The sequence below is a fragment of the Kitasatospora sp. NPDC048365 genome (assembly GCF_043200835.1).
Lineage (GTDB): Bacteria > Actinomycetota > Actinomycetes > Streptomycetales > Streptomycetaceae > Kitasatospora > Kitasatospora terrestris.
In genome coordinates, this window is sequence record NZ_JBICYJ010000074.1 from 1 (window position 1) to 25,779 (window position 25,779).

A 25,779-nucleotide genomic window follows, 5' to 3' on the forward strand; every position below is an offset into this window, starting at 1 on the left:
GGGAGTCCATGCGGAGCATCGGCGACTGAGGAGAAGCCGTCGAGGTGCGTGCCCCGGCGGCGGCCCGCAGGCGGGGGTTTGAAGACGGACCCTAGGCCTTCCCCGGCCCGCCGTGGCGCCCGAGCAGCACGGCGGTCGCCGCGGCGGCCGCCACCGCGGCGACGGCGGCTCCGGTGGCGGCGGCGGGCACGCCCCAGGTCTGCCAGGCGAGGCCGAACAGTGCGGAGGACGCCAGGTAGGCGAGGGCCTGGCCGCTCTGGACCAGGGCGAGGCCGGTGGTGCGCAGCCGCTCCGGGAGGACCGGGGTGGTCAGCGCCATCAGGACGCCGTCGGTGGCGGCGTAGAAGAACCCGTGCAGCAGCAGAACGGCGAGGACGAGCGGCGGGCCGCCGAGCGGACCGGCCAGCAGCAGGTACACGGCGGCGACGGCGAGGTAGCCGGCGAGCAGGACGGGCGTCCGGCCGATCCGGTCGGCCAGCGCCCCGAGCGGCGCGGCGAGCAGCAGGTAGGCGAGCGCCGTGCCCACCGCGAGCAGCGGGAACCAGCCGGTGGCGAGCGCGGTGCGGCGTTGGAGCAGCAGGTACACGAAGCCGTCACCGACCGTGGCCAGGCCCAACAGGCAGGCCGCACCGAGGAGTCGGCGGACAGCCGGGCGGCCGAGCAGCGCGGCGGCCTCCCGGGCGCGCGGGGCAGCCGTGGACCGCGGCCCGGGCCGATCACGGTGGTCGCGGACGAACAGGGCCAGCAGCACCACCCCGAAGCAGGCCACGCAGAACGAGGTCAGGAAGACCGCGTCGAAGGCCTGGTCGGCGGCGGCGAGGACGGCCAGCGCGACCAGCGGCCCGGCGAAGGCGCCCACCGCGTCCATCGCGCGGTGCACGCCGAACGCCCGGCCGAGGACGGCGGGCGGGACGGAGAGGCCGATCAGCGCGTCCCGGGGTGCGGTGCGCAGGCCCTTGCCGGCCCGGTCGGCGGTGATGGCGAGCGCGAGCCCGGCGGTCGATGCGCCGGCGGCGAGCAGGCCGAGTCGCGCGGCGGCGGACAGGCCGTAGCCGAGGCCGGCGGTGGCCTTGCGGCGGCGGGTCCGGTCGGCGAGGTAGCCGCCGGCCAGCCGCAGCAGCACGGTCGCCCCGCCGTACAGGCCGTCGAGCAGGCCGTACGCGGCGGGGCCGAGGTGCAGGCCGGCGACGAGGTAGAGCGGGAGGACGGCCGTGACCATCTCCGAGGAAACGTCGGTGGTCAGGCTGACGGCGCCGAGCGCGAGGACGTTGCCGCCGACCTGGCGCCAGGGGGCGGCGGCGGGTCCGCGTCGGGGGCGGATGCCGGTGGTGGTGAGGTACACGGGCGGTCGGTCCTTCGCAGCGGTGGGCGGGGCCGGTTCCGGGCGACCCGGGCGGCTCAGGGGCGCAGCCGGGCGGGTGATTCGGCGTCGGCGGCGAGCAGGCGCGGGGTGCCGCTGCCGTCGGCGGGGACGGTCCAGACGTCGGCGCCGGTACGGCCCTGGTGCGGCAGCGCGTAGGCGAGGGTGCCGTCGTCCAGCCAGGCGGCCTGGTCGTCGACGCTGCGGGTCTCGGCCGTCGGGGTCTGCGCCAGGTCGGCGAGCGAGAGCACGGTCAGGCGCCAACTCCGGTCGGGGAGCATCTTCTTGTACGCGATCCGGGTGCCGTCGGGCGAGAGCGACGGGCATTCGACGTTCTCGGCGAGGACGTGCAGGTCGCGCCGGGCGAAGTCGCCGCGGACCAGCAGGCGTTGCCCGCCGGTGGCCAGGGTGGCCCAGAACCGGTTGTCGTCGGCGGCGAAGGTGACGCCCCAGAGGTTGGCGTCGGGCGGGGCGCGGTGGCCGTCGACGGTGAAGTTCTCCAGGTTCCCGGCGAGTTCGCCGGTCCCGGTGTCGAGGATGCCCGAACGGGTCGAGAACTGGCCGCCGTTGTAGGAGTCGCCGGTGACGAAGACCGTCCAGGAGACCATCCGGCCGGTCGGCGAGACCCGGGCCCGGTTCGGCACGCCGTTCAGCGGGAGCGTCCGCAGCTCCTTCAAGGCCTGGTCGGTCACCACGAGTTCGGCCGAGACCAGGCCCTGTCGCAGGCAGACCCCGGTACCGGCCGCAGCGTACAGCCGCAGGCAGGAGAGCGGGCTCACGGCCCGGCTGCCGTCCTCGCGGACCAGGGCGAGCCGGCCGCTCGCCGTGTCGCGGACGAGCAGGCCGGCGGTCCGGAGCGTGAGGCCGGATGCGGGCGGACCGGCCGCCGGTCTGGCGCGGGCCAGGATGTAGCCCGCGCAGACGGCCGTGAGCAGCAGGGCGACGGTCGCGGCGACCAGGATCCGCCTTGTCACGATGGGTGTCCTCCGTGGTTCCGGTCAGCCGACCGTGACGTCGTCGAACCAGGTGATGCTGGGGTCACCCGGGTAGTTGTCGTCGTGGTTGACCAGTTGGAGGGTGTAGGAGTGGCCGGGGGTGAGGGTGTCGGTGATCTTCTGCCAACCGCCGTTCGCCGTACAGGTCCTGGGCAGCGGGGTGCTGGTCGTGCCGCTGGTGTTGTGCTTGAGCACGACGGTGGCCCAGGCGTAGCGGACGGTGTCACGGCAGTCGCCCTTCCACCACACGGTGAGCGTGGTGGCGCCCGGCGGGGCGGTGAAGGTCTGCGAGATCACCGAGTCCCCGTCGGTGGGCGTGGTGGCGCCGGCCGCCCCGCTGTACGCGCCGCTGCGTCCGGCGGCGACGGCGGTGGTGCCGGAGACCGTCCAGCCGTTGAACGTCCCGTACTCGAAGCCGCCGTTGACCACACCGGGCACGGGCGTCGGGGAGGGCGAGGGGGACGGGGAGGAGCTGGAGCTCGGCGAGGGCGAGGGCGACGGTGTGGGCGAGGTGGTCCACACGTCGGTGATCGGGGTCGCGCCGGCGGCGCTGCCGAGCGGGGCGAGCCCGTAGGCGTCCTCGATGGTGCGCAGCAGGTTGTAGTGGTTGATCTGCTCGGCGTAGGTACCGGTCCTGACCTGGGCGCCGACCAGGACGGTGGCGATCTGGTTGACCGAGCTGAAGTTGTCCTCGTCGAAGGTGACCACCAGCAGGCTGTTGTGGGTCTTCGCCCACTGCGCGTACCCGTCGAGGTTGGTGCGCAGCCAGCTGTCGCCGGTGGGGATCGACGCGGCGCAGCCGGTGGCGCCGTGCATGTCGTTGCACATGTCGGGCACCACGAAGGACACCGTGGGCAGTTGGGTCCAGTCGGTCGGGAAGGTGCTGTACCGGACGTTGCTCGCGGCCGGCACGTTGTCGAAGTCCACCCAGGGGTTGTGCTTGCGCACGTACCGGCCGTCGCCGGACGAGCAGCCGGTGAAGCCGTCGCTCGGCAGGCCCTCGGAGTAGCCCTTGAAGCTGAACCCGGCGGCGATCAACTGGCTGCCCAGGTTGGCCTTCCCGGTGAAGTTCTTGGGGCAGCTGTCGTCGGTGACGCCCTGCTGGCCGCCGGAGAACAGTGCGACGTAGTTGCCCTGGCTGGGGTGGGTCACGCCGAACGACTGGCTGAAGCTCGCGCCCTGCGCCGCCAGCGAGTTGATGTACGGCGCGTCCGCGCTGCCGATCACCGCCGAGTAGTCCTTGTTCTCGAACGGGACCACCACGATGTGGTCGAACCGCGGCACCGCGCCGACGGCGGCCGTCTGCGCGCCGGCGGCGGTGTCCGTCCGCGCGCCCGCCGCCACGCCCGCGCCGGTGGCCGCGGCCAGCGCGGCGCACAGCGCGGCCACCGCGAGTCTTCTTCTCAGCATGAGGTCTGCTCCCTTCCGGTCCGGTGGAAATCGCCGCCATGCTGGTGCGGCCGCGGGCGGGTGGGAAGCCGCCCGGCGCGACGGTCCGTGGACGACGGGCCGCCTCGGACCTCGCCGACCTGGGCCGATGCCGGGGCCGTCGAAAAATTCAGTACCGGCCGGTAACCAGGGGGCTGCGGTGGTCCGCCGCGCCCGGCATGATGTGTCCCCGACAGGCGTCCCGACGGGAACGCACCGGCCGAGCCGAGAGGAGGCGGACCCGATCGACGGCACCCGCGAGGCATCCGCCCACCGGCCGTTCCACACGGCGCTGCGGGAGGCCATCACCGCCCGCGGCCTCACCCTGGCCCGGCTGCGCGAGCACCTGGCCGCGCGCGGGCAGCCGGTCGGGGTGTCCACGCTCAGCAACTGGCAGCGCGGGGCCGGCCGGCCCCGCGGCCCGCAGGGGCTGCGCGCCCTGGCCGAGCTCGAGCGACTGCTCGACGTCCGCCCCGGCGGCCTGGCCCGGCTGCTGGACGAACCCGCCGGCCGCGCCCGGCGCACCACCGCCATCCCCGGCACCCCCGTCGGGGAGGCGCGGCGGCTGCGCGCCCGGCTCGACCCCGACCGCGACCCCGGCCTGGCCGAACTCGCGGTGCACCACGACGTCACCGTCTCCGAGCACGGCTGGGAGACCGCCGTCCGGCTGGTGGTCCGCTCCCGCCGCACCGGCGCCGACCGGCACGTGGTCCTGGCGCACACCACCAACGGCACGGTGCCGCTGATCCGCACCGGCCGCGACTGCCGCCTGGGCCGGGTGTGCGCCGACCCCGCGCAGGCGCTGCTCGCCGCCGAGATCCTGCTGCCGCCGCTCGACCGCGGCGAGACCTTCACCGTCGAGTACCGCACCTCGGGCCGCGGCGAGGAGTCGTACCACGGCCACTGGTTCCGCACCCCGGGGCAGCGCTACGACCTCACCGTCCGGCTGCCGGCCGCCCGCGGCTACCGCCACGCGGCCCGGATCTGGCGGCTCGACAGCCGCCTCCCGCACAAGGACGTCGCCCGGCTGCGCCTGATCGGCGGCACCGTCGCCCACCTGCTCGACCCGGACGTCTCCCCCGGCTTCCACGGCATCCGCTGGGCCCGCTGACCCGCCCGCCTGCCGCGGCCGGGCCTCAACTGCCGCGCCCGGACCGGGCGTAGCGGCCCGGGGTGACCCCGAGCACCCGCTTGAAGTGCCGGTTCAGGTGCGACTGGTCGTAGAAGCCGGCCGCGGTCGCCGCCTCGGCGGGCGGCCGGCCGCCGAGCAGCAGCCGGCGGGCCCGGTCGACCCGCCGGGACATCACGTACTGGTGCGGCGCGATGCCGTACGCGGCGCTGAAGGCCCGCACCAGGTGCGCGGGGTGCGCGTGCAGCAGCCGGCCCGCCTCGTCCAGCGTGACGGCGGCCGGCAGCCGGGCGTCCAGCAGGTCGCGCAGCTCCCCGGCGACGCCGCGGGGCGGGCCCCCGACGTCCACCGCCAGGCGGGGGCGCAGGCTCGCCCGCAGGCGCTCGCCGATGAAGGCCAGCCGGCTCTCCGCCTCCAGTTCGTCCCCCGGGTCGGCGAGCGCCGCGTGCAGCCGGGCGACCCGTCGGCGCAGCAGCGGGTCGGTCAGGTCGGGGCCGTCGACCGCCGCGCCGATGTAGCGCTCGTCGAGCTGCGTCATGTCCAGGTAGACCACCCGCTTGCGGAAGCCGTCGGCGGTGGCCGGCTCGCCGTTGTGCGGGACCTGCGGCGGCAGCAGGCTGACCGTGTCGCCCGGGGTGCCGCGCTCGTGCCGGTCCAGGTCGTAGCGGACCACGCCGGAGTCGACGATCAGCACCGTCCACGCGTCGTGGACGTGCATCGGGTACACGTGCTCGGTGAAGCGGGCGTGCAGCACCTCCACCACGCCCGGGACCGCCGGGCGCCAAGCCGACACCTCGGGTCGCGACGCCATGCAAGGAACGTACAAGACCGGGCCGCCGGGCATCGCGCAGTCTCGACCCATGAGCACCCCCGAGCAGGCCGCCCCCGCCGCCCCCGTCCGCTTCGACACCAAGATCGCCGTCCTGCTCCGCGAGGACCTCGAACCCTGGCAGCGGCTGAACGTCACCGCCTTCCTGGTCAGCGGCCTCGGCACGGCGGCACCCGAACTGGTCGGCGAGCCCTACCGGGACGCGGACGACACCGCCTACCTGCCGATGCTGCGCCAGCCCGTCCTGGTCCTCGAAGGCGGCAAGGAGACCATCGGCCTCGCCCACCGGCGGGCGCTCTCCCGCTCCCTCCCCCTCGCGGTCTTCACCTCGGACCTCTTCACCACCGGCAACGACCGCGACAACCGTGCCGCCGTCCGTGCCGTGCCCACCGCCGACCTCGACCTGGTCGGCCTCGCCGTCCACGGCCCGCGCAACGCCGTCGACAAGGTCCTCAAGGGGGCCCGGATGCACCCCTGACGGCCAGGGTGTCGGCCGGTCCGTCGAGGTGGGCGGGGGTGACCACGCCGGGCCGCGAGGCCACCCCCTGTTCCTGTGCGCCGTGCGGCGCGAAGACCGTGCGTGCCGTTGCCGCTCGGCGCCGGAAGCAGTTCCGGCGAGACGTCGACGGCGGGCCGCGGTCCGGCTACTGCCAGGGGCCGGGGGCCGGCGGCGGGGTGACGGGCGGGCGGTCGTCGCAGGTGATGGTGTTGGGCACCTCCCACGGCGCGAGCCAGGAGCTGTTGCCGCCCTGGTCGGCGAGCCGGAACTCCGAACCGTCCGGGGTGAAGTGGAAGGTTCCGCAGTTGTTGACGCTGACCGCGCCGACGTTGCGCGCCTGGACGTTCTCGAAGGTCGCCGAGCCGGCCGCCCGGGCGCTGACCACCGAGGTGCCGGTGCCGTCCACCTTGACGTCCTTGAAGTGCACGTTCGTGATCGAGTAGAGGTCCTTGACCGGCCAGTCGGAGACGAACATGGCGGCGTTGTAGGTGCTGTCCAGGAAGTTGTCGCCGGTGACCTGGATGTCCGCCTTGATGTCCTTCTCCAGGGCGTAGAACCAGATCGCGCCGAGCCCGACGCGCCAGTTCAGCTCGAAGGTGCCGGCCCGCACGGTGGTGTTGTCGGTGATCCGCAGCTGCCCGGCGAAAGCCTCCGCGCCGAAGCGGGAGCCGACGTGCAGGGCGCTGCCCTCGCGGATCGGGTCGGCGATCAGGTTGTTCGACACCGTGTTGTCGGCGCCGCCGTAGATCGCGATGCCGTTGGCCAGGGTCGGCGTCTGGACGGTGTTGTGGTCGATGACGTTGCCGGCGTCCTGGGCCTTCTCCGACCACAGGGCGATGCCGTCGTCACCGGTGTTGCGGATGAAGTTGTTCGAGATGACCGAGTCGGTCACCGCGGTGTGGAAGTTGATGCCGTCGGCGATCTGGTCGGCGATCTGGTTGCCGGTGATCCGCAGGTTGTGCATCGGGCCGTCGAGCCACAGGCCGACCTTGGTGTGGTGGATGTACAGGCCCTCGACGCTGGAGTCGCTGAGCGCGCCGCCGACGCCGTTGACCTGGTCGGTGTCGATCCGCTCGCGCACGTCGCCCTCGATGGCGAAGCCGGACAGGTGCACGTTGCGGCTGCCGCCGTCGGCGGCCTCCTTGCCGTAGAAGCCGACGCCGGTGTGCGCGCCGCCCGGCAGGTCCGTCTGGTGCCCCTTGATCACGGTGTACCAGCTGCCGGCGCCGACGACGGTGACGTCGTCCACGACGATGTGCCGGTTGACCTGGTAGGTGCCCGGCGGGATGTAGACCTTGAGGTGCTTCTGGCGGGCGAAGGCGATGGCCCGGTCGATGGCGTCGGCCGAGTCCCGCCGGCCGGTCGGGTCGGCGCCGAAGACCAGGACGTTGGCGGCGAGCAGCTCCACGTGCGGCGGGGCCACGGTCTGCGAGTCCAGCAGGTCGACGACGGTGGCGGCGGCCCCGGCGGGGACGCTCAGCCGGACCTTGGCGCCCGCCGGGTAGCTGCGGCCGAGCAGCAGCCGCTGCTCGTCGAAGGCGTGTCCGGGCCGGAAGGGCTTGGAGACGACCGGCGCGGGGGTGGTGGCGGCGGGGACGCAGCCGCACTCGGTGATCCACCAGTCCGGGTGGAGCAGGTCCGCGCCCGGGTCGTTGGTGAACGGATACTGGTTGTAGAGCCAGGAGTACTGCGAGGTCAGCGTCATGGTGTGGCGCTGCTTGCCGTCGACGCTGACGTCCAGCGGCGAGGTGATGCCGCCGCCGGCCGGGGCGTCCGGGAGGCTGTACCGGACGGTGATCGCGTTGGCGGCCTTCGGCAGGGTGAACTCGACGTACTGCCCGGGCTGGAGCCGGACGGCGTTGCGGCCGGACGCCTCCGCGGCCAGGCTGTACGCCTCCCGGTTCGCGCCGAACGCGGTGCCGGTGGTCGGCGCGTTCTCCGCCTCCTGCTCCTGGAAGCCGAGGTCGGCGCCTCGGCCGGTGACCAGGGACGGGTCCAGTGCGGCCCGGGTGACCTTGACGGCCGGGCCGCCCTGCGCGTGGGCGACGCTGCCGCCGGCGGCGGCAGCGAGGCAGACCGCGGCGGCCAGCGCGGTGGCGGAGGAGCGTGGGAAGTGCATGGTGGGAAACCTCCCGTACGGGGCTGACGAGTCGGGGGTGTGGGGGTGTGTGGTGGAACTGGAAGGGGCCGCACCACTCCCCCCAAGGAAAGATGCGGCCCCCTGAGCGCCCTGCGCTCCGTCCGTGTCAGGGCAGACGGAGCCAGGCCGCCGTGTCGGGGGGCAGCTGACCGTCGGTCAGCGGCCCGCTGGTGAGCAGCACCGTGTCGTGCGCGGGCAGGTCCACCGGCTCGGTGCCGAGGTTCGCCACGCAGGCGAAGCCCTCGGTGCCTCGGCTGAACGCGAGGACCTCCGGCGCGGTCGGCAGCCACGCCATGTCCGGTGCGGCGAGGGAGCGTTCGGCCCGCCGCAGGCGCAGCGCGGCGCGGTAGAGCTCCAGCATCGAGTCCGGGTCGGCGGACTGCGCGGCGACGGTCAGCCGCCCCCAGTCGGCCGGCTGCGGCAGCCACGGCTCCTTCGAGCCGTCCGGGGCGAAGCCGAACGGCGCCTCGACGCCCGACCAGGGCAGCGGGACACGGCAGCCGTCCCGGCCCGGGTCGGTGCCGCCGGAGCGGAAGTGCATCGGGTCCTGGAGGCGGTCCAGCGGCAGGTCCTCCACCTCGGGCAGACCCAGCTCCTCGCCCTGGTAGAGGTAGAGCGAACCGGGCAGGGCCAGGGTGAGCAGCGCGGCGGCCCGGGCCCGGCGCAGGCCGAGCGCCAGGTCGGTCGGGGTGCCGAAGGCCTTGGTGTCGAAGTCGAACCGGGTGTCGGTGCGACCGTACCGGGTGACCGTGCGGGTGACGTCGTGGTTGCACAGCACCCAGGTGGCGGGGGCGCCGACCGGGGCGTGCGCGCCGAGCGTGGCGTCGACCGAGGCGCGCAGCTGCGCCGGGTCCCACGGGCGGGCCAGGAAGTCGAAGTTGAACGCGGTGTGCAGCTCGTCCGGGCGCAGGTAGCGGGCGAACCGTTCGGTGTCGGGCACCCAGATCTCGCCGATCAGCACGCGCGGCTGCTCGTAGGAGTCGGCGATGGCCCGCCAGGACCGGTAGATCTCGTGCAGGTCGTCGCGGTCGATGTAGGGGTGCGGGCTCGCGCCCTCGACCAGGTCGGGCAGGCCGGGGTCCTTGGCCAGCAGGCCGGCCGAGTCGATCCGGACGCCGGCCGCACCGCGGTCGAACCAGAACCGCAGGATCTCCTCGTGCTCGCGGCGGACCAGCGGGTGGTCCCAGTTGAGGTCCGGCTGGGCGGCGGCGAACAGGTGGAGGTACCACCAGCCGTCGTCGATCCGGGTCCACGGGCAGCCGCCGAACTCCGACTCCCAGTTGTTGGGCGGTAGTTCGCCGTTCTCGCCGCGGCCCTCGCGGAAGTGGAACAGCTCCCGCTCGGGGCTGCCGGGGGCCGCGGCCAGCGCGGCGCGGAACCACGGGTGCCGGTCGGAGACGTGGTTGGGCACCACGTCCACGATGGTGCGGATGCCGTACTCGCGCGCCTCGACGATGAGCTTCTCGGCGTCCTGGAGGGTGCCGAACACCGGGTCGACGTCCCGGTAGTCGGCGACGTCGTAGCCGCCGTCGGCCATCGGCGAGGGGTACCAGGGGTTGAACCAGATGGCGTCCACGCCGAGTTCGGCGAGGTACGACAGCTTTGCGCGAACTCCGGCGAGGTCCCCGATGCCGTCGCCGTTGCCGTCGGCGAAACTGCGCGGGTACACCTGGTAGATCGCCGCGTTCCGCCACCACTGCTCTGACACGGTCCGGGTTTCCTTTCGAGGGGCGTTGTCGGGACGGGGGTTGCGCGGGTTCAGCCCTTGAGGCTGCCTGCGGTGAGGCCCGCCATGATGTTCCGCTGGAAGACCAGGAACAGGACGATGGTCGGGAGCGAGGCGAGGAAGAGCCCGGCGATCAGCGTGTTCTGCGGCATGGAGGTCGCCGCGGTGTTGACGCCGACGTTGAGCGTCTCGTGGGCGGGCACGGTGATCAGCGGCCACAAGAAGTCCTTCCAGACCGCGACCAGGCCGAAGATCGAGACCACCCCGAGGATCGGCCGCGAGAGCGGCAGGACCACGGACCACAGCACCCGTACCGGACCGGCCCCGTCGATCGAGGCCGCGTCGAGCAGCTCGTTGGGGATCGAGTCGAAGAAGCGCTTCAGCAGGAAGATGTTGAACGCGTTGGCCACGGTGGGAAGCCAGATCACCCACGGGGTGTTCATCAGGTTCCAGTGCACCAGCGGCAGGTCGAGCACCGTCAGGTACTGCGGGATCACCAGGGCCGCGGCCGGGATCATCATCGAGGCCAGCATCATCCCGAGGATCACGTTGCCGAAGATCGGGCGCAGCTTGGAGAGCGAGTACGCGGCGGCGACGCAGAAGATCAGCTGCAGGAGCAGCGCGCCGCCGGCGTAGACGACCGTGTTGAGCAGCAGCTGCGCCATCCCGAGCCGGTCCCAGGCCTCGGTGAAGGCGTGGGTGCTGGGGCTCTCCGGGAAGAGCGTCGGCGGGGTCCGGACAAGCTCCTGCGGGGACTTGAAGCCGCCGGTGGCCATCCAGTAGAGCGGGCCGATGAAGACGATCGTCGCCATCACCAGGGTGGACACCAGGACGATCCGGTACATCCGGCGGCCGGCGGGCTGGTTGAGGCGCACCGGGGAGATCAGGGTGCGGGTCGCGGCGGAACGGGCTTCCTTGCTCATCGTCACTCCTCCCCGCCCCGGCGCTCCAGCCAGAGGTAGACGGCCGAGAAGGCGCCGAGTACCAGCAGCAGGACGACGCCCAGTGCGGCCGCGGTGTTGAACTTGTCGTAGCTGAACGCGTAGTTGTAGAGCAGGTAGACCACTGTGGTGGTCGAGCCCTGGGGTCCGCCGCCGGTGAGCACGAAGGACTCGGTGAACATCTGCATGGTGGCGACCACCTGCAGCATCAGCATCAGGGAGAGGATCAGCCGGGTCTGCGGCACGGTGACGTGCCAGATCCGGCGCAGCAGTCCGGCACCGTCCAGCTCGGCGGCCTCGTAGAGCTCGCCGGGGATGCTCTGCAGGGCGGCGAGGTAGACCAGGGTGGCGCTGCCCATGTTGGCCCAGGTGGAGACGATCACCAGCGAGAGCATCGCGGTGTCCTGCGAGGCCAGCCAGGACGAGGTCGGCAGGTGCAGCGCCTCGAGGATCTGGTTGAACAGGCCGTATCCGGGGTCCATGAAGTACTTGAAGAGCAGGATGCCGGCGACCGGCGGCAGCATCACGGGCAGGTAGACCAGGATCCGCAGGTAGCTCTGGGCGTGCCGGAACTCGTTGATCACGATCGCGGAGACGAACGGCGCCACGAAGCCGAAGAACAGGGCGATGCCGGTGAACTCGAGGGTGTGCTGCCAGGCCGGCCAGAACTCCGGGTCGGCGAAGATCTGGCGGAAGTTGTCGAACCCGACCCAGCGGGTCTCGCCGTAGCGGACCTTCTGGAACGACATGACGATCTCACGGACCATCGGGTACCAGGTGAAGAGCGCGAAGCAGAGCAGGGCGCCGATCAGGAAGGCGTGGGCGCGCAGGTTGCGCGTCAGCGCGCGGCGCCAGGCCCCGCCCGGCGGCGGGTTGCCGGTGCGGGCCGCTTCGGCGCGGGCCGGGCCGCGGGTCAGCGTGGTGGTCATGGGAGGTGACTCCTCGTCAGGGTGCCGGCCGCCGGCCGGACCGCGGGGAGGTGCGGTCCGGCCGGGCGGCGGGTCACTGGTTGGCCAGGATCTGGTTCGCCTGGGCCTCGGCGGTGGCGAGCACCGTGTCGAGGTTCGCGTTGGGGTCGGTCATCGCGGCCGACATCGCGGTGTCGAGGATCTTGTACAGCTGCTGGGCCGCCGGGGGCTCGGTCAGCGTGGTGGTGGGGTTCTTGATGTAGGGGTCGTAGTTGGACAGCGGCAGGTTGCCGTTGGCCTTCAGCGACTCCGTGATCGCCTTGATCTGCGGCGAGTCGGCGCTCCAGAAGTACGGCTGCGGGACGGCGATCGCGACCGGGTCCTTGCTGCTGCCGGCCAGGGTCTTGGCGCGGGAGTAGTTGAACTGGCCGGAGTCCGGGGTCTGGTACTGGAAGTTGATCCAGGCGATCTCGGCCTTGATCTGGTTCGGGGTCTGGCCCTTCTTGATGTAGTACAGGTCGCCGCCGCCGAGGCTGTTGCCCGGGCCGGTGGCGCCCGGCATCGGGCCGAGGCCGTAGGCCTTGGCGTCCGCGCCGAGCACCTCGATCAGGTGCTTGATGACGTCGGGCGCGCCGAGGAACATGCCGACCTTGCCGGTGGCCAGCGGCGGGAAGGCGTCGGCCCAGCCGGTCACCGGGGTGGCACTGATGCTCTGGTCGGTGAAGCGCATGTCGTGCAGGCGCTTGAGGACCTGCTTGCCCTCGGCGGAGTTGAACGCGGCCTTCTTGCCGTCCTGCGAGACCATCTTGCCGCCGAGGCTGTAGAGCTCGGAGGTGAAGTGCCAGCCGCCGGTGTTGCCGCCGCTGTAGTCCTCGTAGCCGGAGATGCCGTTGCCGAGCGCGGAGATCTTCTTGGCCGCGGCCTGCACCTCGTCCCAGGTCTTCGGCGGGTTGTCCGGGTCGAGGCCGGCCTGCTTGAACAGGTCGCGGTTGTAGACCAGGCCGGTGCTGTAGTAGTTGATCGGCAGCGCGTAGACCTTGCCGTCGACCGTCATGTTCTGCTTGACGCTCGGCAGCATCGAGGAGAAGCCGGGCACCGTCTGGTCGTTGACGTAGGCGGTGATGTCCTGGGCGTCGCCGGAGTTCAGCGTGGCGTCGCGGTCGGTGAAGTAGGCGTGGAAGGCGCCGGTCTCGTCGTGCGCCTTGTACTGCGCGGTCTGCTGGGCCGGCACCTCGCACTGGCCGACGTACGGCTTCGCGTTGATGGTGACGTTCGGGTACTTGGTCTTGAAGAGCGCGAGGTCGTCGGCGTAGTTGGCCTTGCCCGCCGCCTGGTCCGCACCCGGAGCGCAGTCGATCGAGATGGTGACGGTCGCGTTCGGGTCGAGCGGCTTGCCGTCCGCCGTGCCGCCGGCCGCGTCGCCGCTGCCGGAGGAACCGCTGCTGCACGCGGCGGTGGTGAGCAGCATCCCTGCCGCGAGAGCGAGAGCGGCCATCCTGCTCGATCTGTTCAGCTTCATGCGTACCCCATGGGTGGGAAGAGGTTTCGGTGAGGCCGGGCGAAAGCCGACGTGTGAGGAACGTAGGTCCTTGAACCGGTGATTGCAAGAGGTTGACGACAGACTGAAAAGTTACGACTGTGCATCGAGGGGCCTTCGACCCCTTCCGAGGCCTTGCGCCGCATCCGAACCGCGATCCGGGGCCCTTAAGGACCACCTTGCAGGTTCTTGCCAAATCCTGTTCTACTTTTGCGCATGAAGAGCAGACTCTCCGTGGTGGCGCAGAAAGTCGGAGTCAGCGAGGCCACCGTCAGCCGGGTCCTCAACGGCCGGCCGGGGGTCTCCGCAGCCACCCGCAACGCGGTGCTCACCGCACTCGACGTCCTGGGCTACGAACGGCCCACCCAGCTGCGCGGCGAACGCGCCCGACTGATCGGCCTGGTCCTGCCCGAGCTGCAGAACCCGATCTTCCCGGCGCTCGCCGAGGTGGTCGGCGGCGCGCTCGCCCAGCGCGGCTTCACGCCGCTGCTGTGCACCCGCACCGCGGGCGGCCTCGGCGAGGCCGGGCACGTCAGCATGCTGCTGGAGCAGCGGGTCTCCGGGGTGGTCTTCGCCGGCGGGCACTGCGCCGAGGCGGACGCCTCCCACGAGCACTTCGCGCAGCTGCGCGAGCGCGGCGTCCCGGTGGTGCTGCTGAACGCCGCCGTGGAGCGGCTCGGCTTCCCCCAGGTCTCCACCGACGACACCGTCGCGGTGGCCCAGGCCTTCGCCCACCTGACCGCGCTCGGGCACGAGCGGATCGGCCTGGTGGTCGGCCCGGAGGGTCACGTGCCCTCCCGCCGCAAGCTCGCCTCCTACGTCCACCAGTACGCCCTCCAGGGCCGCGAACCGCGCCCCGAGTGGACAGCGCGTGCTCTGTTCGGCCTGGAGGGCGGCCACGCGGCCGCAGGGCGCCTCCTGGAGGCCGGTGTCACCGGCGTCATCTGCGCCAGCGACCCGTTCGCCCTCGGGGTCGTCCGGGCCGCCCGACGGGCCGGCCTGGACGTCCCCGGGGACCTCTCGGTGATCGGCTTCGACGACTCGGCGTTCATCAACTGCACCCAGCCGCCGCTGACCACCGTCCGGCAGCCGATCGAGTCGCTCGGCCGGGCCGCGGTGGAGCTGCTGGTCGGCCAGATCGACGGCGCCGCGATCGCGCCCGGGGAGCTGCTGTTCGAGCCCGAGCTGGTCGTCCGCGGCTCCACCGGCCCGGCCCGGCGCCGGCCCGGGTAGGGGGCAGGGGCACGACGAAGAGGGCGGGCGCCCGAGGGCGCCCGCCCTTTCCCGTTCCCCGGTTACGGGTTGACAGTGATCTTGAAGGTGGAGGTGGTGTTCTGGATGTCCTTGAAGTTGTTGCTCATGGTGAGGTGGTTGAAGGTGACCGAGCCGACCGCCGGGCCCTGGCCCGCCTCGGGCATCTCGTTGGCCCAGATGCCGTAGCCGGACTTGGCGTCGAAGGCGTCACCGCTCTTGCGGGCACCGGTGATCGAGACGTTGGTGAACACCGTGTCGGTGACCGGGTTCTGCGGCTGGCCGCCGCTGTAGTTGGTCTGGAACATGATGCCGCTGTACGTCGGGTCCACGATGTCCACGTCGCTCACCCGGATGCCCTGGAACACCTTGGAGGCCGAGAAGACCCAGATCGCCGGGAAGACCTGCGCGCCCCAGAAGTGGCCGCCGCCCCGCACGATCGAGATGTTCTGCAGGTCGGTCGTCGGCGAGGCGCCGAAGCCGTTCATCGGGTAGCCGAAGTCCAGCGAGGAGATCGTGATGGCCGAGTAGCAGAGGGTGTCCGCGATGTAGATGTTGCGGAAGGTGTTGGCGTAGCCGCCGTAGACCGCGATGCCGGCCGCGCGCCAGGTCAGGATCGAGGTGAGGTTCTCGAAGACGTTGTTCTTCTCGTCGGCGCCGCCGGCGTCGATCGCGGAGAACAGCGCGAAGGAGTCGTCACCGGTCGCCCGGGCCTCGTTGTTGGAGACCAGGTTGTCGGTCGAGCCGTTGGTCATGTTGATGCCGTCGGCGAAGGTGTCGCGGATCCGCGAGTTGGTGATCTTCATGGAGTCCGTGTTGGCGCCCCAGTACATGCAGACCATGTGCTCGGTCCAGATGTTGTCGATCGTGATGTTCGCGACGTTGGCGAAGTCGAAGACCTTGCCCGGGCCGTCGATCCGCGAGGTGTAGTTGCCGAAGTAGGCGAACCCGGCGAAGGTCGAGCCGTTGGCGGTGGCCTCGGCCCGGAAGCCGACGTCGGTGTTGGACTGGCCGGTCGGCGCGTAGAACCGGGTGAACCACGGGCCGGCGCCGATCACCTTGACGGCCTTGCCGTACACCTGGAACTTGTTCGCGGTCTGGTAGTCGCCCGCGGGGAGGTAGACGCCCACCAGCGTGCCGGTGGTGTCCATCCGGACCTTGTCCAGGGCGTTCTGCACGTCCTGGTGGGTGAAGCCGGTCGGCACGACGTACTTCGCCGGGTCCGGGTTCGCGACCTGGGTGGCCTGCTCCAGGCTGACGAAGTCGATCGCGTACTGGCTGGTGTTGGCCGAGTCCTTCTGCAGCTTGATCTTGTGGCCGGCCGGGACGTTCACCCCGAGCAGCACGTTCGCCTCGTCGTAGATGTGCCGCGGGCTGCCCGCGCTCGGCCCGTTGCCGGGCGAGGTCTCGTTGCCGTACAGCCAGGCGTACTTCGAGGTCAGGTCGATCGACTTGAGGAAGCTGCCGTCCACGTAGACGTTCAGGGTGGCGTTGGTGCCGTCACCGCCCGCCGCGTCCGGGATGGAGAACCGGGTGACCAGGGTGTTGGTCGGCGCCTTGGTGGTGAACTCCACCGACGAGCCGGTCTGGTTGAGGGTCACCGCCTTGCGGCCGGAGGCCTCGCCGGCCACGTCGCCGATGGTCCGGTTCGGGCCGACCACGGCCGCCCCGCCGGCCAGCACGCCGTCCTCGGCCTCGTAGGTGTCGAACGGCATGTTCGCGCCGCGGCCCACGTACAGCTGCTGGGTGCTGGTGTTGTTGCCCTGCTTGACCGGCAGCTCGTTGGTGTCGTTGGCGATCACAGTCTTCACCGTGTACCGGCCGTTGGCCGCGGTCCAGCTGCCCAGCGAGACGGGCGAGCTGGTGGCGCCGGCGGCGATCGCACCGCTGTACGAGCCGGTCAGGGTCTTCACCACGGCGCCGGTGGTGGCGTCCGCGACGGTCAGGGTGACCGCGTGGCTGCCGGCCGCCGAGGCGACGGTGCCCTGGTTCTTGATCGCAACGGTGAAGTTGACCGCGCTGCCCACCGCCGGGTTCGACGGCGACCAGGCGACCGGCGCGGCCACCAGGTCGGAGCTGGCCACCGGGGAGACGGTCAGCGAGGTCGGGCTGGTCCAGCTGTTGTTGGTCTCGTCCTGCTCGACCACCGCGTCGGCCGCGTCGGCCTTCGCGGACAGCTGGTAGCTGCCGGCGTTCTGCGCGCCGATCGCCGCCGAGACGGTCGCCGAGGCGCCCGCCGCCAGCGCACCGACCTGCGCGGTGCCGACCTTGGTGGAGCCCAGGAAGAGGTCGACCGCGCTCGCGCCGGCCGCCGCCGTACCGGAGTTCTTCACCGTGGCGGACAGCGTGACCGTGTCGGTCTCCACCGGGCTCGCCGGGGAGCCGGTGATGCCGGTGACCACGAGGTCCGGGTTGGGCGCCGGGGTGCCGACCACCTGGAACTCGGCGATCTGCCCAGCCGGGGCACCCGAGTTGGCGGTGATCTTCAGCTGCACGTCGGCCACCCGGGCGCTCACCGGGATGGTGACCGTGTTGCCGCTCGCCGGGTCGAAGGTGTAGCTCTTCGCCGCCACCAGGCTGGTGAAGTTCTGGCTGCTCTGCTCGCGGCCCAGCACCTCGACCGTCTCGGTCCGCGACGACCAGGCGGAGGCCGGGTTGAGCTTCAGCACCACCGAACTGGTGTCGGCGTTGGAACCCAGCGCCACCGTCAGGGAGTTCGGGTAGGAGCCGCCCGCACCCTCCCAGTAGGTGGTCACGTCGTTGTCGTTGGCGTTGCCCGCGACGAAGGTGAAGACCGAGGACGAGGCGGTGATCGCCTTGCCCGCCGCCAGGTTGGTCCCGGTGCCACCGCCGCTGCCGGTGCGCACCACGGTGTTGCTGCTGGCCGACTGGTTGCCCGCCGCGTCCTTGGCCTTCACGTAGTACGAGACGGTCGCGGTGTCCGGCTGGCTGTCGGTGTACGTCAGCACGTTGCCCGCCACGCTGGTGCGCAGCGCGCCGTTGGCGTACACGTCGTACCCGGTCACCCCGACGTTGTCGTTCGACGCGCCCCAGGTCAGCTTGATCTGCCCGGAGGCCGGCTGGGTGAACGCCAGGCCGGCCGGCGCCGACGGGTCCTGGGTGTCACCGGTCTGCCCGGCGCGGGTCACCGTGTTGCTGGCCGCGGACTGGTTGCCCGCCGCGTCCTTCGCCTTCACGTAGTACGAGACCGTCGCCGAGTCGGCGCGGCTGTCGGTGTACGTCAGCGCGTTGCCGGCGACACTGGTCAGCAGCTGCCCGTCGGCGTACACGTCGTAGCCCGACACCCCGACGTTGTCGGTCGAGGCGCCCCAGGTCAGCTTGATCTGGCCGGAGGACGGCTGGGTGTACGCCAGGTTGGCGGGCGCGGACGGCGCCTGCACGTCACCGGAGTTCGGGCCGTACGCCTCGAACTCCGCCAGCTGCGCGGCCGGCCACGCGGTGTTGGCCGTGAAGGTCAGCCGCAGGTAACGGGTGGTGGTGGTCGGCAGGTTCACGGTGACCGCGTTGCCGCCCGCCGGGTCGAAGGTGTACGCCGCCGAGGCCACCAGGTCGGTGAAGTTGCTGCCGTCGGTGGAGCCCTGGACCTTCAGCGTCTCGTCGCGCCGCTCCCAGCCGGTGGGCAGCTTGAGCACCAGCTTGTTCACCGGCACCGCGGAGCCCAGGTCGCCCTGGACCCACTGCGGGAAGGCATTGTTGTTGCTCTCCCAGTAGCTGGCCTGGCTGCCGTCCGCCGCGTTGCCCGGGGTGTACTGCCCGTTCGAGCTGGACGCGGTGAACGGGCGGCCCTGCAGCAGGTTCGCGGAGGCGCTGGCCGCGCCGTACACCTCGAACTCGGAGAACTGCGCGGCCGGCCAGGCGGTGTTCGCCGCCACCTGGATCCGCACGTAACGCGCGCTGGTGGAACCGAAGTTGATCCGGACGGTGTTGCCCGCACCCGGGTCGAAGGAGTAGGCGGTGGCGCCCACCACGGTGGAGAAGTTGCTGCCGTCCGCGGAGCCGAGCACCGTCAGCGTCTCGCTGCGGCTCTCCCAGCTGCCGGGCAGCTTCAGCACCACCTGGTCGATGGCCGCGGAGCTGCCCAGGTCGACCTGCACCCACTGGGGCAGCGCGCCGTTGCCGCTCTCCCAATAGGTCGACTGGTTGCCGTCGTTGACGTTCCCGACCACGTACTGGCCGTTGACGCTGCTCGCGGTGACCGGCTTGCCGGCGGCGAGGTTCGGACCGCCTGCGGCGTGGGCCGGCAGCAGCGGCCCCGCGAGCAGGAGCATGCCCACCGCGACTGACGACGCCGTCAGCCGCGGGAGGATGCGTTGTGATCTCATGACATCCCTCTGTCTCTGAGTGGGTGGGGGTCTCTGAGCTGGTGGGGGGAGTGGGAGTCGAGAAAGCGACTAACTTCTGTCACTCTTTTGCGCTCGGCTGGGCAAGGGTTACAGAGGCATGACGAGCATGTCAACGGATCGGAACACCCCTCCGCACACGAAGCCCACCCACCAGCCCCGCCCGCACCCGCACCCGCGTCGACCCCGAAGTACCACCCCGCCCCGCCCTGCTCCCACGCCCCAACGGCCTCGCCGGCCCGACGCAGCGTCAGCGCCCCGCCCTAAACTCGCCGACTATGACCACCCTCATGACCTACGCAGGCACCGCGGCCCCCGACTCCCTCCAGACCCGCACCGGCGGCGTACCGGTCGCCCCGGCCGGCACCGCCTGGCCCCACTGCGCCACCTGCGACGGCCCCATGCAGTTCCTCGCCCACGTCCTCCTCGACGACCTCGGCCACCACGCCGGCCAGGGCGCCACCGAGGGGCGCGGCCTCCTCGCCCTCTTCATGTGCCAGAACGACCCGGGCATGTGCGCCGAGTGGAACCCCACCTCAGGCGGCAACCGCGCGCTGATCTTCCCCACCACCGGCCTGCAAGCCATCCCCGTCCCCACCATCGACACCGAGGACGAGGACGAGGACGACGACACCGTCCTGCTCGGCGAGGTCAGCGCCGTCACCTTCGAGCCCCCGACCCCCGCGGCCTACGACCAGGCCCACAAGGAATGGCGGACAACCCACACCGGCCGCTCCCCCCTGGAGATCCTCGGCCAACTCGGCGGCCACCCCACCTGGCTCCAGTACGACGAAACCCCCGCCTGCCCGACCTGCACCGAGGCAATGACCCTCGTCACCCAACTCGAAGAAGGCCGCACCCACACCACCGCCATGAACTTCGGCGGCCGCGGCAAGGCCTACGCCTTCGCCTGCGAGCCCTGCGCCCAGGCCCTCTTCCTCTGGCAGTGCTGACCACCCCACCGCCCATGGCATGCCGACCCCGTGCCCCCAGAGATGCCACCACCGAGAGCAGCCCTGGTCGAATCCTCCGCCGCATCGCCCACCGCGGCGCCCGCATGGTCTCCAAGTCCCCAGGAGTTCATCACCGGCGCTTCGTCAGGCGAGCAGCGGCCGAAACGCGAAGAAGCCCGCTGACCTGGAATGTTCCAGATGAGCGGGCTTCCGACATCACTGTCGGGGCGACAGGATTTGAACCTGCGACCCCTTGACCCCCAGATCAAGGAAGCAGTCATTCCCGCAGGTCAACCGCCTAGCGCCGAACAATCACGCGTTCCGTCGGGTTAGCAGGGTTCGGCACCGTGCACGGCGCGCGGTCCCCATCTGGTCCCCAGGCGCTCTTCCTCACGGCACCGACCAGACCCGCATAGTTGGCCAGGGATGTTCAGCTCCGTGCACAGCGCGTTGCCCCCGGTGGCTCCCACAGAACCCCGTACGCATACACAGTCGAGGGAGGCTGCCCCACCATCGTACGTGTGCCACAACTCGCTCAGCAGATCAAAGCAACGCCTCCAAGCGAGAAGCGTACGGCCGCGTCCACGGTTCTGAAAAATCACACGCGGCCAAATATGCGCGAGCTGCCATGACCTCCGCCCCTTTAACAAGAACGGGCGAGGTTCCGAAGTACTCCTTTGCGCGATGCGCAAGGTAATTCGACAGCCATTTACCCTTAACCAATTTTTGCCGGTCCGCCCTGGCGAATGCCCGCAACATTTTTGCGCGAAGGGCAGCAAGCTCTACTTGGCACGCCTGCGATCCGCACCTTGAACGCGCTCCAATGCGCTGTTCGGCATCGGCAACAAGTGCCGCATCGACCGGTCCGTACCTCGGTGAATTGATCGAAGACTCATGACCGTACCCCACGTCACACCTGGATCCCACCTTATTCGCCAGGCAGCACAGGATGATCCAGTCCTGCCACAGGTCGGCCAAATCCTGGACCCACCCCGAGATGTCCTTCGCAAGGGCCTTCGCCGACTGCATATCCAGCGAAAATATGTTCGCTAGTGCCACATCATCATTCCCGTGAAAGAAGGCTTCGGCTTCGGCGTCAAACATCTGCGTATAAATGACATGAGGGGACCTCCTGCGACCGCCCGAATAATCCTCATTGTCCCTATCCACCATAAATGCAATGGAATGCTTCCCGGAGGACGTTGTTACGCTCAGCTTCCGCTTGGATCTGAAGTATTCGTAGTGCGCCAGCACCGCCTTCTTGCCGGCGGAGCCGACGCCTGTCACGTCATCCTTGATCTGCTCAGAAAGCCAGACTTGATACCCGGCCGCAGAGACAGAGGGGCTATGACTACAAATCTGGTCGTAGAATCGACCGTCCAGATCCTTGCCCTCGACAATGACGAACAGCTTGTCGCTCGACACCATCACGCGTCTGGCGAAACCCGCCCTGGAATACGTGAGCCTCCGAGTTCCAGTCACAGTTCGATGATTGTCCTATCCGGGAGTTCTGCCATGACCTCGGGCGAGTGAGTGGCAAGAATAAGCTGAGCTTGTGGATTCACCGTACGCATGCAGTTAACAAGTCGATGCTGCCAGTCGACATGCATTGAGATTTCTGGCTCATCAATCAAAACGGAGTTGCTGCCAGCAGCCAAGCACTCCACGAGGAGACGGACGACCTGCTTTTCCCCGCTAGACAGGGATTCCAGAGGGATCTCGTCAGGACCGTTCAGAATTTTGAGGAACCTGCCCTCGAAATTAATTTGCTTCCGCCCGCGAAAGAGTTCTTGAATCAACTCCTGGAGGGCGCGCTTCGGCTCTTGCGCACTCTCCACGCCATTTTGAACCTCGACAATTTCTCCGACCACTTCCCTCATCAGGGCGTTACTGGTGAAACTCTCGGAGAACTGATCAAAACTTCCAAAATCCAGCTCAAGATTCTGGTCCTGGAAAAAGTTCTTGACTGCAATATAGGCCGTGTCTACATCGACGTCCGAGACAGTCGACTTTCCGGTCGAGGCCCGCTTGGGCTTCCCGACGACAGATTTTGCAATAGCGGCCAAGCCATTTTGCTGCGTCTGCCGAATCTGCATCAATTCGCGAGTGTAGTAATCTTGCCAGATGTGCTGAATTTGTCGCGCAAACATTCGATCATATGCAACATCGTCCAGAATATCTGAACTTCCCGGGCGAAAGCGTGGACTGTCGGTAAATCGCAGAACCGAGAGGTAGCTGTGGCGGAAGGATCGCCCATCAAGACTCGCCGGCTTTGTCGACCAGTGCATCTTTCCAGCCCGGTCGACTAGCTCTTCTCCGGCTCGGCGGTCGCGCCACTCAAGTTCGTCGAAGAGTCCCTCTGCAGGTTCGATCTCAAGATTCTTCCTAGCTTTGGGGTTTTGGATTCGACGCTCAATAATCTTGCCGTTGACGCCGATTTTGACAAACGCCCAATCAAATGGGACCCTTACAAGCAGAGAAGCCTCTCCCAGGAGCGCACTGTGGAGAATCTTTAGCAGGGACGTCTTGCCACTTCCGTTAAGACCCCAGAAGACATTGACGTCAGGCTGCATTTGATGCCGGACAATGCCATCCCTGCCGGCAAGACCTGCAATCTCGAAGCTAACAATGCTAGGCATTCGAATCCGTTCGGATTGGCGACCCCCTGATGGTGCGCCAATCATAGAACCGGGATCATAGCCGTGTCTCGACGTTGCGCACAGTCAGCAATCGGGGCGGTCCACCGTCCGAGCCCTGCGACGGCGTCACCAGAGCTGCTGCGGGTTGCCCGCGCGCACCGCTATCGTCGCCCTGCCTGCCATCGACCCGTAACGGGAGAGAAGCGTTCCCTCAGCTCGGAGCGACTTGGGCATACATCCCCGCACTCTGCTCAACTGCCGTTGGGCCATCGTGCCCGTTGCGTGTGGTCGCCGCGCGGTTCCCAGGCCGTTGACCCACCGCGCGGGGCTGCTACGTGTAGTGACACCCGCGGTGACTCAGTCGAGAAGGATCTCCTCGGGCCGCCTGTTGAGCACTTCGAGTGATCGGCTGCTCAACAGACCCTCTACGCAACCCATCAGATCGCCGCCGTGGTCCTTGCCTGCGATCTCGTACAGCTCCTTAATCAGATCTTGGCCGTTGATCAGCACCACCGGATACTGATCCTCGACCATCTCCAGCTGAGCTGCCTCCGAGTACGACCCGGTGGTGACGTACACACCGATCCACCCTCGCCTGAGCCTGGCCACGACCCGAGCGATCTGCTCGGCCGACACCAAACTGTCCGGCTTGATGCACTTCGCCTGCCCGAGAACGACCAGCTTGGTGCCGGCCAGCCCACTTCCCAGATCCAGCCGACCGACGAAGTCCGCGCCGCCGTCTCCCGACCGACGGGTGAGCCAACCCTCGTCGTATCGCTGTCCGGATCCCCGCATCACCTTTGCGGCAACGATCGCCGCCAACGCCTCGAATGCGTGCTTGTCGTTGTCGAACCTCTTATAGACCGCCAGAAGATCTGCCTCGACCCGACTCCCGGGCGTCGGCCGCTGATCTCGAACCTTGACGACTTGCGAGCGTGCCACGCGCCGGCGCACCTTCGGCAGCACCGAGTGGCCATGCTTCACCCACTCGCGCCATGCCGTCGGCGCCATCTCCAGTACCTCGGCGTCCGTCCGATCGGAGTCGCGCCGCGCGGTGATCCAATCCCACCTCAGCTTGTCGTCCTCCGCGGTCAGGTCAAGCACCACAAGGTCGAAGACGTAGTTGGTGAACGTCGTCCGCGTCGGCCCGCCCCACTGCACGACCCGCTCAGCCCGCTCGATCAGCGCTACTCCGCAGAACTGAACGTGGCCCTTGACCTTGCCGTTCTTCGACACCGAACGAAACAGCAGCAGCGGTGGCGCGGCAGCCCGCACCTCGGCGGTGGTCGCCTGGTGGCTGTCGAACGCCTCCAACAATGCCGCGTTGCCCGTGGTGCTCCCGATAGGCTTCGTCGTCTCGGGTTTGTGGTCGCCGAAGTAGCGAACGTGCCCGTTGTCGATGTCGAACACGTCGTGCCAGGGCGTCTGTTCTGACCCTGCCTTCCATGGACTCGACCGGATCATTACCGCCGGACGCCGCATCCCATCGGCAGCTTTGACCTTGGCCATCGCGTTGATCCCCGCTTCGAGCAGGGCGCGCTTCTGGCCGGGGCTTTCCGTGACGAAGTAGAAGTTGTCGAACCCGTCGATGGTTGACGGCGCCGTGTCCTTCGAGGCCGTGTACCTAAGCACGTCCCCCACTCTCAACGAACGCCCCACCACGCCCCCTCAACAAGCAGCCAAGTCCTACCCGAGATCTTGACATGGAGGCACAACCATAGTCGGTCCGTCTCAAGCCCATCGGTGGCTAACAGCAAGGGCACACCGGGACTCTGCTGAGCTGTGAGAGTGGACCGCGGAGCTGACCGCCTTACGGCCTCTTTGTCCCGAAGCGACCCGGGTGCCGATCAGGCCTTGGGTCAGACCGCCCTTCACCTGCGCACGCGGTTCCCGAACATCCGTGGTTGTCGCCGAAGCGCGGCGTCGTTATAACGCAGTTCCACACTCAGTTCCGAGGCCGGTCTTCGCTGCTCGTGAACCAGACGTGCGTGCATGCCGGTTGCTCTTCGAGCTCGCCCACCGTTCCACGGTACGTGCCTGCGGTGCCCGTCAGTGTGAACTCGTAGACGTTGGTCTCAGCCGTGAAGGATGACGCAGTGATCGTCAGCGAGTTGGTGGGTTCGTCGTAGAGGCGCTCGATGTCCCTGCGGACCAAGTCGGCAGCGCCTTCCATGGTCAGCGAAGCACGGGAGTCCTGCGCACCGGTCCGCTTCTTGATCCGGTTGAACGCCATGGTGACGGCAGCCCCCACTACCGCCGACCCGCCGTTGCTAAGGATGCCCTGGGAAACCTCGATCATGTACTCAGCGAAGGTCGAGGATGCGCCCCAGTCCGTTCGACGTTCGACGGCCTTGAAGGAGTTGGCCACAGGACAAGCAAGGGAACCGTCCAACGAAGCGACCTTCGAGAGCTCCTCGCGGATCGTGTCGCTGTCCACCTCGGCGTCAAAGATCCTCAATGTCCAGGCCTCGCGCGGGTAGTACCTGACGTGGGCTGAGAAGGCGACTGAAACTCTTGAGATCTCGACGTACACGGCAGGTCCCCTCCCACGCATCAGGTCGATAGCCACGATAGGGCCGGCTGAGGCTGAATGAGGGTGGTGGAGCGGTTTTGGCCGGTGTCCTGTCTGGTCTGGGTCCGAGCATGATCGGGGGGCCGTAAGCTGCTGCGACTCGGTCAGGGCTCTTTGGGCCTGACCGCAATTTGGCCGAGTGGCCCCCCGGTCTTGCTCGGTGCGGGTCCCGGTCCGGGCAGGTGGGTAAAACCGTGGAGCCGCCCGCCCCGGCCCCGGTGGGGTTGGTTCTGGCGTGCTGGTGTGCGCCGGCCCGTGCCCCGTTCCTCCGCTGTGCGGGGTGGAAGTTGGACCTGTCCGTTTCTGCCCCGGTCTTAGCTTTTCGCCCCTTTGCGGGCGCGGCCGACGACGGCGAAGCCCCAGCCGGGGCGCAGACAGGAGGCGGGGCGCGCGCCGGAGGAAGGCCGGCGCCGCCCGGTCACGTCCGCTGGAGTGGTGTATCGACGGCCACTCGGTGATCCGGTTTCAGGCTAGGCGGTCAGGGCTGTGGTGATGCTCTCGTCGGGGGTTT

Annotated in this window: 18 protein-coding genes; 4 read left to right on the forward strand and 14 right to left on the reverse strand. The window is 69.3% G+C overall.

Annotated elements, in window-relative coordinates; genetic code table 11:
- Positions 1-91: 91 nt before the first annotated feature.
- The 3 genes from ACGFX4_RS39495 to ACGFX4_RS39505 are packed head-to-tail and all read right to left on the reverse strand — an operon-like array spanning position 92 to position 3,765.
- Positions 92-1,342 carry an MFS transporter gene (locus ACGFX4_RS39495; RefSeq protein ID WP_393085692.1) on the reverse strand — a complete coding sequence of 417 codons (1,251 nt, stop codon included), beginning with the start codon at positions 1,340-1,342 and terminating at the stop codon, positions 92-94.
- Between the two features lie 56 nt (positions 1,343-1,398).
- Complete coding sequence (locus tag ACGFX4_RS39500) at positions 1,399-2,334, reverse strand: hypothetical protein (protein ID WP_393085694.1); 936 nt, start codon at positions 2,332-2,334, stop codon at positions 1,399-1,401.
- A 24-nt stretch (positions 2,335-2,358) separates the two neighbouring features.
- On the reverse strand, positions 2,359-3,765 hold the full coding sequence (locus ACGFX4_RS39505; protein WP_393085696.1) for an alkaline phosphatase family protein: 1,407 nt from the start codon (positions 3,763-3,765) through the stop codon (positions 2,359-2,361).
- 202 nt (positions 3,766-3,967) lie between these two features.
- On the opposite strand from ACGFX4_RS39505, the gene ACGFX4_RS39510 reads away from it, so the two are divergent.
- The gene (locus ACGFX4_RS39510) at positions 3,968-4,894 is read left to right on the forward strand and encodes a hypothetical protein (protein WP_393085698.1); all 927 of its coding nucleotides are present in this window, start codon (positions 3,968-3,970) and stop codon (positions 4,892-4,894) included.
- A gap of 25 nt (positions 4,895-4,919) precedes the next feature.
- Here the strand turns inward: ACGFX4_RS39510 and ACGFX4_RS39515 are convergent, their stop codons facing one another.
- Positions 4,920-5,723: an AraC family transcriptional regulator gene (locus tag ACGFX4_RS39515; protein WP_393085699.1), complete on the reverse strand. Its 804-nt coding sequence runs from the start codon at positions 5,721-5,723 to the stop codon at positions 4,920-4,922.
- Between the two features lie 49 nt (positions 5,724-5,772).
- Between ACGFX4_RS39515 and ACGFX4_RS39520 the strand changes: the two genes are divergently transcribed.
- Positions 5,773-6,219 (forward strand): DUF2000 family protein, encoded by a 447-nt coding sequence (locus ACGFX4_RS39520; RefSeq protein WP_393085701.1) that lies wholly within the window; start codon positions 5,773-5,775, stop codon positions 6,217-6,219.
- A gap of 166 nt (positions 6,220-6,385) precedes the next feature.
- Here the strand turns inward: ACGFX4_RS39520 and ACGFX4_RS39525 are convergent, their stop codons facing one another.
- The 5 genes from ACGFX4_RS39525 to ACGFX4_RS39545 form a co-directional block, all read right to left on the reverse strand.
- Entirely contained in the window at positions 6,386-8,359 is a 1,974-nt protein-coding gene (locus ACGFX4_RS39525) for a glycosyl hydrolase family 28-related protein (RefSeq protein WP_393085703.1), read from the reverse strand.
- 127 nt (positions 8,360-8,486) lie between these two features.
- Positions 8,487-10,088: a glycoside hydrolase family 13 protein gene (locus ACGFX4_RS39530; protein WP_393085706.1), complete on the reverse strand. Its 1,602-nt coding sequence runs from the start codon at positions 10,086-10,088 to the stop codon at positions 8,487-8,489.
- 50 nt (positions 10,089-10,138) lie between these two features.
- A complete protein-coding gene (locus ACGFX4_RS39535; protein WP_393085708.1) occupies positions 10,139-11,029 on the reverse strand; it encodes a carbohydrate ABC transporter permease in 891 nt (296 codons plus the stop codon).
- A 2-nt stretch (positions 11,030-11,031) separates the two neighbouring features.
- Entirely contained in the window at positions 11,032-11,976 is a 945-nt protein-coding gene (locus tag ACGFX4_RS39540; protein ID WP_393085710.1) for a carbohydrate ABC transporter permease, read from the reverse strand.
- A 73-nt stretch (positions 11,977-12,049) separates the two neighbouring features.
- On the reverse strand, positions 12,050-13,450 hold the full coding sequence (locus ACGFX4_RS39545; protein ID WP_393085712.1) for an extracellular solute-binding protein: 1,401 nt from the start codon (positions 13,448-13,450) through the stop codon (positions 12,050-12,052).
- A gap of 258 nt (positions 13,451-13,708) precedes the next feature.
- Here ACGFX4_RS39545 and ACGFX4_RS39550 point away from each other — a divergent pair, with 258 nt between their 5' ends.
- Positions 13,709-14,725, forward strand: a complete 1,017-nt coding sequence (locus ACGFX4_RS39550; RefSeq protein ID WP_393085714.1) for a LacI family DNA-binding transcriptional regulator — start codon at positions 13,709-13,711, stop codon at positions 14,723-14,725.
- A 62-nt stretch (positions 14,726-14,787) separates the two neighbouring features.
- Here ACGFX4_RS39550 and ACGFX4_RS39555 read toward each other — a convergent pair whose 3' ends face one another.
- A complete protein-coding gene (locus tag ACGFX4_RS39555) occupies positions 14,788-19,086 on the reverse strand; it encodes a discoidin domain-containing protein (protein ID WP_393085716.1) in 4,299 nt (1,432 codons plus the stop codon).
- A gap of 296 nt (positions 19,087-19,382) precedes the next feature.
- Between ACGFX4_RS39555 and ACGFX4_RS39560 the strand changes: the two genes are divergently transcribed.
- The gene (locus ACGFX4_RS39560) at positions 19,383-20,057 is read left to right on the forward strand and encodes a DUF1963 domain-containing protein (RefSeq protein WP_393085718.1); all 675 of its coding nucleotides are present in this window, start codon (positions 19,383-19,385) and stop codon (positions 20,055-20,057) included.
- Between the two features lie 543 nt (positions 20,058-20,600).
- On the opposite strand, the gene ACGFX4_RS39565 is transcribed toward ACGFX4_RS39560, so the two are convergent.
- The 4 genes from ACGFX4_RS39565 to ACGFX4_RS39580 all read right to left on the reverse strand — a co-directional run bounded on the left by ACGFX4_RS39565 (position 20,601) and on the right by ACGFX4_RS39580 (position 25,229).
- Entirely contained in the window at positions 20,601-21,482 is an 882-nt protein-coding gene (locus ACGFX4_RS39565; RefSeq protein WP_393085720.1) for a hypothetical protein, read from the reverse strand.
- Between the two features lie 53 nt (positions 21,483-21,535).
- On the reverse strand, positions 21,536-22,696 hold the full coding sequence (locus ACGFX4_RS39570) for an AAA family ATPase (protein ID WP_393085722.1): 1,161 nt from the start codon (positions 22,694-22,696) through the stop codon (positions 21,536-21,538).
- 357 nt (positions 22,697-23,053) lie between these two features.
- Positions 23,054-24,328, reverse strand: a complete 1,275-nt coding sequence (locus ACGFX4_RS39575) for a restriction endonuclease (protein WP_393085724.1) — start codon at positions 24,326-24,328, stop codon at positions 23,054-23,056.
- 313 nt (positions 24,329-24,641) lie between these two features.
- Complete coding sequence (locus tag ACGFX4_RS39580) at positions 24,642-25,229, reverse strand: hypothetical protein (RefSeq protein ID WP_393085726.1); 588 nt, start codon at positions 25,227-25,229, stop codon at positions 24,642-24,644.
- Positions 25,230-25,779 lie beyond the last annotated feature (550 nt).

Excerpts from the sequence above, each read along its gene's own strand:
- ACGFX4_RS39505 (WP_393085696.1), bottom strand. The coding sequence starts at position 3,765 with ATGCTGAGAAGAAGACTCGCGGTGGCCGCGCTGTGCGCCGCGCTGGCC.
- ACGFX4_RS39560 (WP_393085718.1), top strand. The coding sequence starts at position 19,383 with ATGACCACCCTCATGACCTACGCAGGCACCGCGGCCCCCGACTCCCTC.
- ACGFX4_RS39555 (WP_393085716.1), bottom strand. The coding sequence starts at position 19,086 with ATGAGATCACAACGCATCCTCCCGCGGCTGACGGCGTCGTCAGTCGCG.
- ACGFX4_RS39515 (WP_393085699.1), bottom strand. The coding sequence starts at position 5,723 with ATGGCGTCGCGACCCGAGGTGTCGGCTTGGCGCCCGGCGGTCCCGGGC.
- ACGFX4_RS39570 (WP_393085722.1), bottom strand. The coding sequence starts at position 22,696 with ATGCCTAGCATTGTTAGCTTCGAGATTGCAGGTCTTGCCGGCAGGGAT.
- ACGFX4_RS39535 (WP_393085708.1), bottom strand. The coding sequence starts at position 11,029 with ATGAGCAAGGAAGCCCGTTCCGCCGCGACCCGCACCCTGATCTCCCCG.
- ACGFX4_RS39545 (WP_393085712.1), bottom strand. The coding sequence starts at position 13,450 with ATGGCCGCTCTCGCTCTCGCGGCAGGGATGCTGCTCACCACCGCCGCG.
- ACGFX4_RS39525 (WP_393085703.1), bottom strand. The coding sequence starts at position 8,359 with ATGCACTTCCCACGCTCCTCCGCCACCGCGCTGGCCGCCGCGGTCTGC.
- ACGFX4_RS39540 (WP_393085710.1), bottom strand. The coding sequence starts at position 11,976 with ATGACCACCACGCTGACCCGCGGCCCGGCCCGCGCCGAAGCGGCCCGC.
- ACGFX4_RS39550 (WP_393085714.1), top strand. The coding sequence starts at position 13,709 with ATGAAGAGCAGACTCTCCGTGGTGGCGCAGAAAGTCGGAGTCAGCGAG.
- ACGFX4_RS39520 (WP_393085701.1), top strand. The coding sequence starts at position 5,773 with ATGAGCACCCCCGAGCAGGCCGCCCCCGCCGCCCCCGTCCGCTTCGAC.